13 protein-coding genes and 1 pseudogene are annotated in these 13369 nt (G+C 34.7%); 12 read left to right on the forward strand and 2 right to left on the reverse strand.

What is annotated here, in order from left to right:
- Positions 1-118: 118 nt before the first annotated feature.
- The 7 genes from ACVYAD_RS11115 to ACVYAD_RS11145 all read left to right on the forward strand — a co-directional run bounded on the left by ACVYAD_RS11115 (position 119) and on the right by ACVYAD_RS11145 (position 6850).
- Positions 119-958: a lysostaphin resistance A-like protein gene (locus tag ACVYAD_RS11115; protein ID WP_476426468.1), complete on the forward strand. Its 840-nt coding sequence runs from the start codon at positions 119-121 to the stop codon at positions 956-958.
- A 531-nt stretch (positions 959-1489) separates the two neighbouring features.
- A complete protein-coding gene (gene rsgA, locus ACVYAD_RS11120) occupies positions 1490-2557 on the forward strand; it encodes a ribosome small subunit-dependent GTPase A (protein WP_476426470.1) in 1068 nt (355 codons plus the stop codon).
- Positions 2554-3570, forward strand: coding sequence for an aminoglycoside phosphotransferase family protein (locus tag ACVYAD_RS11125; protein ID WP_476426472.1), 1017 nt, complete (start codon positions 2554-2556; stop codon positions 3568-3570). The genes rsgA and ACVYAD_RS11125 overlap by 4 nt, the downstream gene beginning before the upstream one ends.
- Positions 3571-3861: 291 nt before the next feature.
- On the forward strand, positions 3862-4176 hold the full coding sequence (locus ACVYAD_RS11130; protein ID WP_349658406.1) for a thioredoxin family protein: 315 nt from the start codon (positions 3862-3864) through the stop codon (positions 4174-4176).
- Between the two features lie 840 nt (positions 4177-5016).
- The gene (locus tag ACVYAD_RS11135; RefSeq protein ID WP_197143105.1) at positions 5017-5226 is read left to right on the forward strand and encodes a hypothetical protein; all 210 of its coding nucleotides are present in this window, start codon (positions 5017-5019) and stop codon (positions 5224-5226) included.
- 83 nt (positions 5227-5309) lie between these two features.
- Entirely contained in the window at positions 5310-5696 is a 387-nt protein-coding gene (locus ACVYAD_RS11140) for an SET domain-containing protein (RefSeq protein WP_349658404.1), read from the forward strand.
- Between the two features lie 473 nt (positions 5697-6169).
- Positions 6170-6850, forward strand: a complete 681-nt coding sequence (locus ACVYAD_RS11145; RefSeq protein WP_476426475.1) for a serine/threonine protein kinase — start codon at positions 6170-6172, stop codon at positions 6848-6850.
- A 58-nt stretch (positions 6851-6908) separates the two neighbouring features.
- Here the strand turns inward: ACVYAD_RS11145 and ACVYAD_RS11150 are convergent, their stop codons facing one another.
- The gene (locus tag ACVYAD_RS11150) at positions 6909-7169 is read right to left on the reverse strand and encodes a tyrosine-type recombinase/integrase (protein WP_476426593.1); all 261 of its coding nucleotides are present in this window, start codon (positions 7167-7169) and stop codon (positions 6909-6911) included.
- 792 nt (positions 7170-7961) lie between these two features.
- Here ACVYAD_RS11150 and ACVYAD_RS11155 point away from each other — a divergent pair.
- The gene (locus ACVYAD_RS11155; RefSeq protein ID WP_476426477.1) at positions 7962-8321 is read left to right on the forward strand and encodes a cupin domain-containing protein; all 360 of its coding nucleotides are present in this window, start codon (positions 7962-7964) and stop codon (positions 8319-8321) included.
- A gap of 276 nt (positions 8322-8597) precedes the next feature.
- A pseudogene (locus ACVYAD_RS11160) lies at positions 8598-9086 on the forward strand (bclA protein); the annotation flags it as partial.
- Positions 9087-10081: 995 nt separating this feature from the next.
- Here ACVYAD_RS11160 and ACVYAD_RS11165 read toward each other — a convergent pair.
- Positions 10082-11035 carry a TRM11 family SAM-dependent methyltransferase gene (locus tag ACVYAD_RS11165; protein ID WP_476426479.1) on the reverse strand — a complete coding sequence of 318 codons (954 nt, stop codon included), beginning with the start codon at positions 11033-11035 and terminating at the stop codon, positions 10082-10084.
- Between the two features lie 256 nt (positions 11036-11291).
- Between ACVYAD_RS11165 and ACVYAD_RS11170 the strand changes: the two genes are divergently transcribed.
- The 3 genes from ACVYAD_RS11170 (at position 11292) to ACVYAD_RS11180 (ending at position 13168) form a co-directional block, all read left to right on the forward strand.
- The gene (locus ACVYAD_RS11170) at positions 11292-12116 is read left to right on the forward strand and encodes a DNA alkylation repair protein (protein WP_476426481.1); all 825 of its coding nucleotides are present in this window, start codon (positions 11292-11294) and stop codon (positions 12114-12116) included.
- Between the two features lie 343 nt (positions 12117-12459).
- Complete coding sequence (locus ACVYAD_RS11175) at positions 12460-12936, forward strand: DUF2975 domain-containing protein (protein ID WP_349658398.1); 477 nt, start codon at positions 12460-12462, stop codon at positions 12934-12936.
- A 10-nt stretch (positions 12937-12946) separates the two neighbouring features.
- A complete protein-coding gene (locus ACVYAD_RS11180; protein ID WP_349658397.1) occupies positions 12947-13168 on the forward strand; it encodes a helix-turn-helix domain-containing protein in 222 nt (73 codons plus the stop codon).
- The last annotated feature ends 201 nt before the right edge of the window (positions 13169-13369 follow it).

Genomic DNA, 13369 nt, shown 5'->3' on the forward strand with positions numbered 1-13369 from the left:
TATTTTTTCGTCGAATTATTTGGTGGGAAAAGTATTGACCTGTGAGCAACCCCTAGGTTTAGGCTAAAGGTATTCGTAAATATATTTATGAAATACTAGTTTGAAGCGGGGAATATGCATGAGTAAAGAAAAGAAACTAAAAAAACCAGTAGCCAATTTTATTCTACTAACCAATATCATTTTTTTGCCACTTTTTTGTGTTGTAGGAGTCATCAGCATGTTAGGATTTCCTGCGTGGGTTATTGATGTAATGTTTTGCATATCAGCATGGTCTTCAACCTTTGCATTTGCAATTCTATTTAAAAAAATCTATCCAGGGCAAAGTTTTATCCAATTTGTAAAAGATAAATTCAACAATAAACTTAAATTTTCTGTGATTCTTAATGCGATTTGGATTCAAACCTTCATATTTTTGATGGTTTTGTTTCTCGTATCCAAAAATAATGAAGTAGACTCTATTTTTACTGTTTCTTCCTGGGGAATGCTGTTTTACTTCTTTTTTAAAAACCTTCTTTCTGGACCATTAGGAGAGGAACTAGGGTGGAGAGGTTTCGCTCAACTTGAGCTTCAAAAGAAGAATTCACCATTAAAAGCGTCGATCATCATTGGATTTTGGTGGGGTATGTGGCATCTGCCCATATGGTTTACTACAAGGCTTGTGGGCATTGAATTAATCAAATATATTCTATTCTTTATGATAGCAATCATGTCTATTAAAATCGTCATGACAGCATTTTATAACTTAAATAAAAATCTAGTCATCCCAATCATTATCCATCAATTATTTAATTTTTTTATAGGGCTAATAAACGGAAACTTACTCGATTTAATCATGTATAACGCCATTTTTTATTTTGTTGCAGCGGTTATATTCATCATTATCAATCCAAAGAATGTACTGTATGGACAGAAAGATACAAATTTGAGACTTCAACCCCTAAAGGGACAAGCTGACTAATGGCAGTGGGCTTCCTGAGTTACTTCGGCACGAGAGGTCACCTTCAAATCGAGAGCGAAGGTGGCTTTTCTCATGTTATATGCGGTAGTTGTGGCATTGAGTTGGAGAGGTAGCTGACCGATAAAGTTTATATAATCAAAATTTTCTGTTGATTTATAGTGAAGGGTTATGGCACACTATAGAAGTGAATCGTATTCCAGGTTTTTCCTGTGGAAGGGGATGTTATTAATGACAACTTATATCATATTGGTGGTTTTAATTTAACCGAATATCGGGCATAGTGAATTCCAATCTTTTATTATAGCTTGGCATAAGAGCAAGCGGGAATATCACTCTTGTTTTTTTGCTATGCCGTAAACAGTAACCTTTCGTGAATACTGCTGATAGCGGATACGATGAAAGTCGTATTCCTTTTTAATTATAGTCGACTTTTGGCTATTCTCCGCGAAACAGCAGCTTCTTAGGAGGCTGCTTGTTTGCGGTATTTTTATGCCCAAATACAACTTTAATTTTTGGGAGAGGGTCGGTTCAATGATTGATTTGAGACAATACGGCTATATCGCAGCCGAAACACCGCCGATAGGTTTAATACCTGGAAGGGTTACAGAACTACAGCGAGAGCAATATACCGTCATCACCGAACAAGGAGAAGTGACGGCTGTATTGAAGGGCGCTTTCTACCACACTGCGGTATCTCGGGAGGATTTTCCTTGCGTTGGTGATTTTGTATTTCTGCAATACAACGAAAATGGTGCTTCCCGCATTGCCAATTTGCTACCTCGCCGCTCGAAATTTTCCCGTGCTAACTATTCGGGACATTCAGCAGGGTATGTCAAAACTATATTGGAGCAAGTAGTAGCAACGAATTTTGATTACGTATTTATCGTGTCGTCCTTAAACAGGGATTTCAATGTCAGCCGCATCATGCGCTACCTGACACAGGCACGACAGAGCAACAGCCAGCCAGTCGTTATCTTAACAAAAGCTGACTTGGTCCCGGATTTCAGCATACCGTTAGCTAAAGTTAAAAAAGCCGCTCCTGATGTGCCAGTACATGCAGTTTCCAGCCACAACGGGAATGGTTTAGACGAGTTGAGTGAATATTTGCAACCAGGAAAAACCGTTGTATTACTCGGCATGTCCGGTGTGGGAAAATCCTCGTTGCTAAACGCTTTAATGAATCAGGAAGTGATGACTGTCAAGGCTATCCGAGAGGCCGACAGTCGGGGACGGCACACAACAACGCATCGTCAGCTTTTTATGCTTCCGTCCGGTGCGATGGTTATTGATACGCCTGGTATGCGTGAACTTGGACTGTTCGGTGCGGACGACGGGATCAGTGCGGGATTTAACGATGTGGAGGAATTATTCACACAGTGTCGTTTTAATGATTGCCGCCATCATTCAGAGCCGGGCTGCGCTGTTCTTGCTGCCCTTGCTGATGGATCATTGGCACCAGAGCAATGGGAGCGTTACCTTGTACAGAAGCGGGAAAGCAGGTTTGTAGATGATAAATCGAAGTATCTCATCGATAAACAGGCGAGACAAAAGTCTATTGACATGCGACATAAGGGTAAAAAGGGAGGATACAAAAAATGAACAAATATGATGAAAAGGTTGTAAAACCCGAAATACTGACGCTTGTTTTGAGTAAAATGCTCGACAAGACGATAATCCGCGCAGATTATCAACTTAAAGAGTTGCAAGGAGGGACAATAGGAATTGTTCGGCTTGTAACAGGCATGGCTGAAACTTCTGATGGTGAAAATCTGCCGTATAAGATGATTTGGAAAACACAGAAAAAATTTGAGCGTTATGGTGATCCGGAATCATGGCGTAGGGAATTCGACCTCTATACATCGGATTTCAAAAAGGTTTTCTCCGATTCGTTCCGGTGGCCGGAATGTTATCACACCGAAATAAATGGCGATGAGATTCAACTGTGGATGGAATATATTGATGGTGTGTCAGGCTTAAATCTAACCTCGGAAATGTATGAACGTATAGCAGAGGAATTGGGGCGATTTCAAGGAAGGTTGTACACTGAAAGGCCAGAAGTGTTACAGAATTTGTCCAATTTAAGCAATGTTGAGTATATGAAAAATTCCTATCTGCATTATCGGTCATGGAATGTTTTGTATGATTATATACGCTCAGATGACTGTGAAATCCCGAAGCATCTGTGTAAAATGCTCATAGACATTGATAACAATGCGGACGAAATATTAAGTCGAATCGAAAAGTTACCAATAGTGCTTTGCCACAGAGATTTTTGGGTGGCAAACATATTCTATTCGGATAATGAAATCGTACTTATCGATTGGGATACCGCCGGATGGGGGTACATGGGTGAGGATATCGCGAGTTTAATAACTGATGAAGCGGACGTCTGTCATATGATTGAATACTACCAAAATTGCATCCCTGCATATTACAGAGGTTTTTCGGAATACGCGGATATGTCCAATGTATCTGAACATTGTATCTATGAACTAATCCTTGTTATGTTCGGGTACAGGCTTGTGGAGTGGTATAAATTCGCTACGTCTCCCGAAGATAAATCAATGCACCTTAGTACTTTGCAAAAAATCTATGAGATGAGAAATATGTAGAAAATTTAACTAATGTGTATTCGATGTATACAACTGGATGAAAGTCTGTGAATTGAGATTTTAGTTCAATTTACGGAGGTATTCGTATTATATAGTTCAGTCAGATCTTTCTGGTTGAACTTTTTTTATTTAGATTCAATCAGTAGCCCAGGTTAGAACCTATGGGGGCGTGGACATTGATCCTATAAAAAGGCTTTATTGTGAGCTAAGAGGGAAAGAGTAGGGTCTAATCATAATAATAAGCATATTATAACTTCAAGATTTTTATTTTCATAAAGGAGGAAAAGAAGGATGTCAATTGTTCAAGTAACAACAAAGGAAGAATTAAGAGAACACTTAAAAACTAAAAAGATCGTGTTAATAAATTTTTGGGCTGAGTGGTGTGGCCCGTGTAAAATGTTCAAAGGGGTGCTTAAAGAACTGAATGAAGAATTCAGTGGTAAGGTGAAAATTATAAGGGTGAATGTGGAGAAAAGCCCGGATATTGCAGCAGAATATAAGGTAATGGGAATTCCTCATTCTCGATTGATTATTCATCATAAATTACGTGAACCAATTATTGGATATGTGCCTTTTGAACAACTAAAGCAAATGATTGGAATATGATTCGTTAAACAGCTGTACAACCATTTTGGGTGAACATCTAAAACGGTGCTCTATTTAAAGAAAGCCGTCTGTATACAAAATTAGTGAGGTGAATGTTTCACGATAATAATCATCAAGCCAGACAAGCAAAAAAGATTACTCTTCTTGCTTGTTTGACTTGATTTCTAAATATAATGAGAAACTAATTGCAACGAACATTATCGTAGAAAGTATAATCGAAAACGTGGCAGTATAGTAGATGGATGTAATCAATAGGATAAGAGAACTAATGATCATGACAACCCGTAGAAATATATCTGTTTTTGTTTTTTCACTTAGATTAAAAAAATCTTGAAGAATAGCAAATAAATAATATACACCGAAAAATAAAATATATTCATAAACAAAAATAGGCTTCACAAAATCTGGAATTCCGAAATAAATTAATTGGAAAGTTAACAAGAGCGATAGTATATAATGTATAAATTTGCTAAAGGAATTCATCAAAATATCACTCCTTTTTTATTAATATAATACCACATATTGTAAAAGGTGAATGATTCGGTGGAGTAAATGTGCATTCCAAGAACGTGTGTTAAATCATTTCGAGACTAAGCTTGTAACATTAGAAGTACCGTCATAATTAAAACAAGGGGATGTATCCTGCATCATAAAAGTAGTAGACCTTTTATACGTAAATGTTTGTAGTAGGATGTTAGTCAAATATGATTTTTCAATCAGTTTTGATTATATACCAGCTCGTGTTATAATGAGTAACTTAAGGTAATAAAGACGTTCCTTATAACTGAACGGATGCCATGAAAGCCTCCGCATAGAGATAAAATATAGAGGTGTAAAAGATTGAATAAAAAATGGACGATTGAAAAAATTAAAGAATTTGTTGAAACTAATTCGGAAAGTAAGTTGCTAACGACTGAATATCACGGTTTTTCTCAAAAGTTATTATTAAAATGTGCGTGTGGTAGCAAGTTTGAAAAAACATTTACAAAGTTTAAAAATAAACATCAACGTAAATGTGACGTTTGCCAACCGCCAAAAGAATCACGCTAATTAATGATAAACGAAGTGTTTAAATGAACTAGATAATGTTTACAGCTGCAAAGAATATTTTAAAAGTGAGTAGGAGAACAAACATGATAGAGATCAAAACATCTCCATTAAGTGATGGAGAATTCAATAGAGGGGTATTTGCAACGTGTGATATTAAAAAAGGTCAGCTTTTACACGAAGCCCCTGTCATTTCATACCCAAATGAACAACATGAACACATTGAGCAAACATTACTTGCTGATTACGCATTTGAGTACGGGATCGGCCAATCTGCTATCCTTCTTGGTTATGGTATGTTGTTTAACCATTCTTATGAACCTAATGCAACTTATGAGATTAATTTTAGAAACCAAACTTTTGATTTTTTTGCTTATACGGATATTAAAGCCGGAGATGAAATTCTAATCAATTATAATGGCGACGTTGATGATAAAGAGCTACTGTGGTTTGATCAGGAAAAAGAGGATTAAAATAAATGGGGGCGTTGATCCAACAAGGATTGGCGCTTTTTTTGTTGAAGTTATTGAGTTTATTAGCCCATCAGGTATGTTTGCTGCGAAATTCCTTTTTGTGCTGAAGAGGCCGAATACTTGAAGAAGAAAGTAGTATATTGATAGTGACACTTTCTTAAAGATCATTGAGTTGCATAGGCAGCTCTTTTTTCTTATTGAACAGAGCAGTTTACTTAAGTAATGAACATATATTCCGTTTTGGTTGAGTTATCAAAATTCGATGTTCAGTAATTTAATTAAAGTCTAAGAATATGTTAATGAGGTAGTCAAAACAAAGATGAAAATAGTACCTCTTAAGCCTTGCGGGTGTGTTAGTTAAAGATTTATGAACTTCCTTGTATAATTTGATTTTTGTTAAGAGCGGTATAGAATCCCTATAAAAGTAATTGGATAGTGTAGTTTTCTTCAATGCTAATGAAAGGAGAAATTATATGGAAAACGACTGGGACAAAGCTATAGGTTCTCTTTCTAAAATTAAAGTTTTTTCAAATCCAAATAACGAACCAGTAACCATAAGTGGGGAAGCTGATGATTTGAAGTGTATAGGTGTCGGGACAGATGCGGCTGTTTTTCAATCTCTTTCCGCACCAGCTTATGCATTTAAAATATATGCCAAGGACAAAGTACACAAAGTAAAAGTCGAAGCAAATGTTTATCAAATATTAGAAGATTCACCTTACTTTTCAAGATGTTTTGCTTCATACGACGAATACCTCGTTCTAAGTTACGAAGAAGGAAAAACACTCTTTGACTGCATTCTACAAGGTATTCACATTCCAGAACAGGTTGTAAATGAAGTGGAGGATGCAAGAGAATATGTTCGGAATAAGGGCCTTAACCCGCGTGATATCCATTTGAAAAATATTTTACTACAAAACGGAAGAGCAAAAATAATTGATGTCTCTGAATACACACTACAAGGTAATGATTTTCGATGGGAGCATTTTAAAAAAGGATATGAACAATACTATCATTTAATAGATGGAAATTCTGTGCCGTTTTGGTTAGTAGAAATGATTCGAAAGTGGTATAACCAGTGGGGAAAGAATTCTTCATATGAAGAGATTTCAAAAAAAATTTTAAAACTTCTGTATAAAAAAACGTTGAACTAACTGGGACATTAATTGAACAGAGAAACTTTTATTATGGTGTTTCTCTGTAGTAATTAAACTAAAAGTACTTCTGAAATAATTCCTTCCTAAGCTTTCCGAGTAGTTTTACTTTTTTCTGCTCCATTAAACTTTGAATTACTTCAATGGGTGCGCATATCTTTATTATTTTATCTCCTTTACCTTTAACAATAGCAGAGCGTTCTGACCAATTAATACGATTCATTTCTAGTGAAACAATTTCTCCAATTCTACATCCCGTTGAAAATATAAACTCAAGCTTATTCCATGGGGGTATTTCATGCTCAAGTAAATGTTCAATTTCTCTTTTAGTTAAAAACTAGAAATAAGTTTTCCGACTTTTGGTTCTTTTATTTTAGCCACTAAATTTTATAGGTTCTTCATGCGACCAACGGGATAATGATTATGTCTTGAAGGTTTAAGATACACATTTGATTTTGCTAGTACTCTTTTAGTTGAACAGTCGTAAATAATTAATCCATTATAGATGAAAAGGAGAGAGAGCTTTAACTGATTTTCCAGCTTCTCTAATTTCTGTTTTTCATGTAGCGTTCTTCCTAGTTGTGCCTTGTTTAGATTGATACAAAACAAAACCGTGAGATAAAATTGTCATGGTTCAGAGACTTTTTGGAAAATATACCGCTATCATTTTTCAACTAGTTTTAGTCACTCGATATGAAAAAGACTACTATTCATTCAAATAGAGTGGGCTTTTTTGTCCATTGTGGTGGCTTGAATTTCTACGCGAAAAAGGAGTTATTCTTAAAATATAGTATATTCTGAGAGTAACTAGATAGAGGTTTTATGGGCGATTGGTAATCAAATTTCCACCTATTTTCTTTAAGTCCTTGAAGGGAAAGGACTTGATGCCAATTTGAAGCAATGATGGTTTATGTGACTATAAGTAAGGGCAGTAGTTAACGTTATCTAAGTTAGCTTACTGTTCATTTTTTAATTGTTAATAAGGAGCGATTGTTCAATAAGAGCAATCGCTTCTTGTGTTAATGTAGCAGGTTAATGTAATACATTAGAGGTTTTTCTTATAGCAATCTTGAATGACTCTATATAAATTCTAAGCGTTGTGGAGGTATAAATGGAGATATATAATTTTAGTAAAAATATTGGTAAGAAGATTACTAAATTTGATTCAGACTTTGTTATATCCCGTATTATCCAGACTGGAGAAATGCAAACAAATGTAGGTTGTATGTACTTAGAAGAAAACGGAATTATTGGCTTTCATCAAGCAGTAGTACCTCAACTTCTTTTAGTTTTGAATGGAGAAGGATATGTTCGAGGTGAAAAAGAAGAATATGCCAAAGTTCAATCAGGTGATGCTGTCTTTTGGGAGAAAGATGAATGGCATGAAACCAAAACTGACACAGGATTAACCGCTATTGTTATTGAAAGTGAACAATTAAATCCATCATCATTTATGCCTTTAAAGAAATAGTGAACGTTCAAGTAAAGGGTGCTTTACGTAAGGTTCATTGAGCTGTTTAGACAGCTCTTTTTTCTTATTGTACTAACAGTGCAGATATATTCATGTTCAATAAAAACTTGTAGTTTTTAATCCAATCTAATAGTTCTTAAAAGCATACTCTATAAGAAATAGTGGGGTGAAATTATGTCTGAAAAAAAGAAAATTACTTGCATAAAACCTAACGGATGTTGTCCTCCGGTTAAATACACAGCGCTTAATAGTCATTGTCCTTCAGTCCCTGTATCTTCATGTCTTTGTGACTGTTGTGTTTCTCCACTTCAGTCCGTCTTACAACAACTTGTTGGGCGAACTGTAATTCTTGGTACTATTGCAGATGAACCTAATGTACCTCCTCTCCTTTTTATGTTCACTATTGTAGAGGTGAATGATTTTTTAGTTACTGTTACAAATGGAACTACAACCTATGTTGTAAATATTTCTGATGTAATAGGGGTAGGTTTTTTACCACTAGAACCTACTATCAATTTGTTGTCACCTGTTGAATCAGGATGTGAATGCAATTGTCGTGAACGACCAATTAGACAATTGCTGAATACACTTATTGGTTCAACAGTAAATCTTTTGGTAAGTAATGGATCTACTGCAGTAGATTTTACCGTGGAACAAACAGGTCTTGGTATTGTGTTAGGTACTCTACCAATTAGTCCTAACCAACCAATCTTTAGATTTGCAATTTCAACATGCAAAATTGTAGCTGTAGGGCAGACCAATTGAATAAAGAATGATGTTAAAAACAAATATTTAATGAGTCAGTATTTGTATTCTTGAACTAATGGAGCATTAATTAAACAGAGAAACATTTATTATGGTGTTTCTCTGTTTTAAATAAACTAAAAATATTTCTGATAAAATTCCTTCCTACGCTTTCCACTTAGTTGTGCAAGAATTCGGGGAGCAAGACTAGAGGATTTAAGATTCACACTAGATTTTGCTAAGTACTCTTTTAGTTGAACAGTCGTAAGTGTCTCAATATCAACATCTACAAAATAGCGAGTTATAATGTCGCCTGAAGATGATATACTTTTAAAGTTTGTAAGGAAAAACTTAATAGTTTTACAACTATATTTTTAACCCTGTTCTAAATTTAGAACGGGGTTATGCTAGTATCTCCTGCATGTGTAATCTTTCACATCCTGCATTTTATGTTATAAATCGCTATGTTTTTTTTATGCCGCAGAGAGTCCCATAGCTGCATTCGGTTTTTTCTTAATACAGTATTATCAATACATAAAAAATGAAAAAGCAAAATGGAGGGAAAAACATGAAAAAGAACGAAATAAAAATGTATTGGAATTACACAAAAAATGGATGAATAGCGAAGATGGAGGTCAGTTACGTTCAGCTCTGGCTACTCCTATAATAAAACCATATAATACGAAGGGGTGCTATAGTTAAATTTTCGGTTCACGAAATATCAAACCAATCTTTGAGAAAACAACAAAAATAAAATAAAAATACTTCCCTAATAAGTTTACTTTATCGTTACTTAGTATTTATATATAGTTTTAAAAAAAAGTCTTGATAATATGGTTACTATAAGTTTTTCATCGCTTATAGTTTCAGTAATTGCATTGTCGTTTACTTTTACACAAAAAAAGTAAACCGCCTCCGCCGCGCAACTTGGGAGTAGGTTTACTTTCTTCTCATTGCAAATCGCGTTTGAAGCGATTCGTCTTATATATTAGATATACATCTTCAATATAATGTTTTTATTCACATAATAAAATTTGACGTAAAAATGATTGCTTTTTAGCAACGCATCGATCAGATATAACAAAACCTGCATCTTCTATCAAGTCATCGATTGTTTCAATTGTAACGACAACTACTTTATCGGCAATGCGTCGAGCATGTTGTAGAATACTAAATTGATCTTCGGTTGATATATGTGTAAATAAGTTATAGGGTAAATCAATGATCGCGACGTCATAATGTTCCTTAACCTCGGAGATTGGACCTAATGTAATGTTGCCTGTTAACCCAAAATAAGAGATGTTTTTTCTGGAACCTTGACAAACGTTGTAATTTATATCTCGCCCTTCTATATTAATCCCCATGGAAAGGGCTTCAATTACTACTGTCCCTATACCACAACAAGGATCAATCGCACGGATATTTTGAGGCTGTGGAACTGCGATATTTGCAACAGTACGAGCTACTCTAGTACTTAGTGCCGTTGAATAACTGTGTGGCTTGTGTAAATGATTATGCCAAATGGATTCACTCTTCATATGCTTTCCAAAATACCATATTCCATCTATTAAAATAAGACCAAATACAACTTCAGGCTCATTTAGTTCTGGTTCGCCATCGATGCACAATCCTACCTCGCGTTCTATCATTCGACGCTCTGGCAGATGAATTTTCTTCTCTTCACCTATATCCATACTATTTAAACAAACTACTTTATAAGTTGCTTCCTTTACTTTTAAATCCTTCACCAATGTCTTGATGTTTTCTATACTATTATCTTCAAATAGCACTTCAAGTCTGTCCTGCATAAAAGGGCTACGGCTTGGATCAATTTTAATAGGGCTTATTATATAGTTTGATTGGGAATCAAGATTAAAAAATGAACGCATCTCCATTCTGCACAGATCATATTCATCAACATGATGTACATATGTGTATATAAATTTACTGTTATTTTGTTCGTTACTCAATTGATTATCATCCTTTTAAGTTGTTGTTCACTTGAATTCACTAATGTTCATAAAAAACAAATGAAGTTGTTATTTGGTAATCGTATCATAGGTGTCTCTATCAAGCCACTCTATATCAATATCGATTCACAATTATGTCGAGGTGAAATTTATTAGAGGGAATAGTGGAAATATTTTGTAAGAAAAAATAATATTAAAATAGACATTTATTTTGAATAGGTCGGATTTAATAACCATTATTACAGGAGGGTGTTAAATGATTGTAAAAGAAGACGTTTTAAATAGAAAGGGAGCTAGAAAGGCTAGTGATATTCCTAGTGAAGTTTTAATGTTGTTAAATCAAGGGAAAATAGAGAGTGTTAATTTAACAGAATGGCAAGCTGTTCACCATATTACTTTAGTAAAAAATGTGCTACCGTCAATAGGGCTAGAAGAAAAGTTAGACTTTATATTAACAGAGATAGAGAAGCAAAAAGTAGAAACGGGAATGAAGGCTATACGATTAATAGGTAGTTTATTAGATACAGTCATGATGAATGAAAGTGATACAAAAAAAGAGGAGTTAATCAAAAAATGTTCCACTCATGTATCTGATAGCGTCCGATGTTGGGCAGCGTTTATGAATAAAAACAACGATCATTCTTTAGAAGAAGCATTGTTGTATATCCGATCTTTCGCAGCAGATCATCATTTTGGTGTCCGAGAAATTGCTTGGATGTCAATTAGGGAGAAACTTTCAGCTAATATTGAGAGTAGTGTCGATTTGTTAACGGAATGGGCGAAAAGTGAAGATGAAAACATCCGTAGGTTTAGTTTAGAATCAATCCGTCCTCGCGGGGTATGGACAAAGCATATTGAAAGATTAAAAGAAGAGCCACAAATCGCACTTCCGATTCTACAGTTACTAAAATCAGATCCATCAAAGTATGTTCAAGATTCTGTCGGCAACTGGTTAAATGATGCTAGTAAAACTCAACCAGAGTGGGTCATAAACCTGTGTGATGAATGGCAAAAAGCATCACCAACTAAAGCGACTGAGAGAATCATTAAAAAGGCTCAAAGAACAATCGTAAAAGGTTAAATAATTGAGGAGAAAACGACGATAAAGCCAACAAACCACCCTAGGCCCATGTTTGTAATTTGATGTTGAGCAATAGCCAAACATTATGAATTATATTTATTGATTGAGGAGGTTGATCCAAAATGGATTGATCTCTTTTTATTGTAGTTAATTACTTAGAGGAGCAGAATAGTTTTCATTTAAAAACATTTCTTCATAAATGAAAAATGGTATTTTTTACTATTGATGAGGATTGAATAATAGGTTTTCAATAAAAAAATAATGAATTTAGATATTTTTTTATTGAAAAACGATAAATGGTGTTTTAAAATCAAACGTAGATTAATTAAGTGAGGTGCTTTTTATGAAACGAGGTTCAACACTCTTTTTAAAAATAGCTGTTTTTCTTATGGGAACTCCCGTTTTAGCTTTCTGTATATTTGGCTTATTTTGGTTAGCTAATAATCTAGCAAATCCAGATTACTGGTATATACTATATCCTGGTATAATTATTATGTATGTATCAGTAATACCGTATTTCATTGCGTTATATCAGGCTTTCCTACTTCTAAGCTACATTGATAAGAACAAAGCGTTCTCTAATCTTTCTGTAAGAGCTTTAAAGAAAATAAAATACTGTGCAATCACAATTAGTATCTTGTATGTGTTAATGATGCCATTTGTTTTTCTTGCAGCAGAGACAGATGATGCTCCAGGTCTCATAATTTTCGGAATGGTCCCTATCTTTGCTTCAATGATAATCGCAGTCTTTTCTGCTGTTCTTCAAAAGCTTTTAAAAGAAGCCATCGATCTAAAATTAGAAAATGATTTAATGATTTGAGGTGTTCAATTTGTCAATAATAATCAATATTGATGTGATGTTGGCCAAAAGGAAAATGAGTGTGACAGAACTTTCGGAGAGAGTTGGAATAACAATGGCTAATCTTTCTATATTGAAGAATGGAAAGGCAAAAGCGATTCGATTCTCAACTTTAGAGGCGATTTGTAAGGCTTTAGAATGTCAACCTGGAGATATTTTAGAATACAAAAGTGACAAAGACATTGAAGAATAATAGACAAACAAATTCTTTACAAATAAGTGTTTAAACATTCAGCGGCTGTTACAACCGAGCCAGCTTCAATAGGCTTTAACTTTAATAATTAGCTATAAGAGGGCGCAACTTTGGTGGAAAGCTTTTCTTTATCTCATAAAGATTAATTAGGATTTGAAGAAAAAATTGAGTTCGTATTGGTTTTTAAATTGGGGGATACTA

The sequence above is a fragment of the Lysinibacillus sp. G1-3 genome (assembly GCF_056322905.1).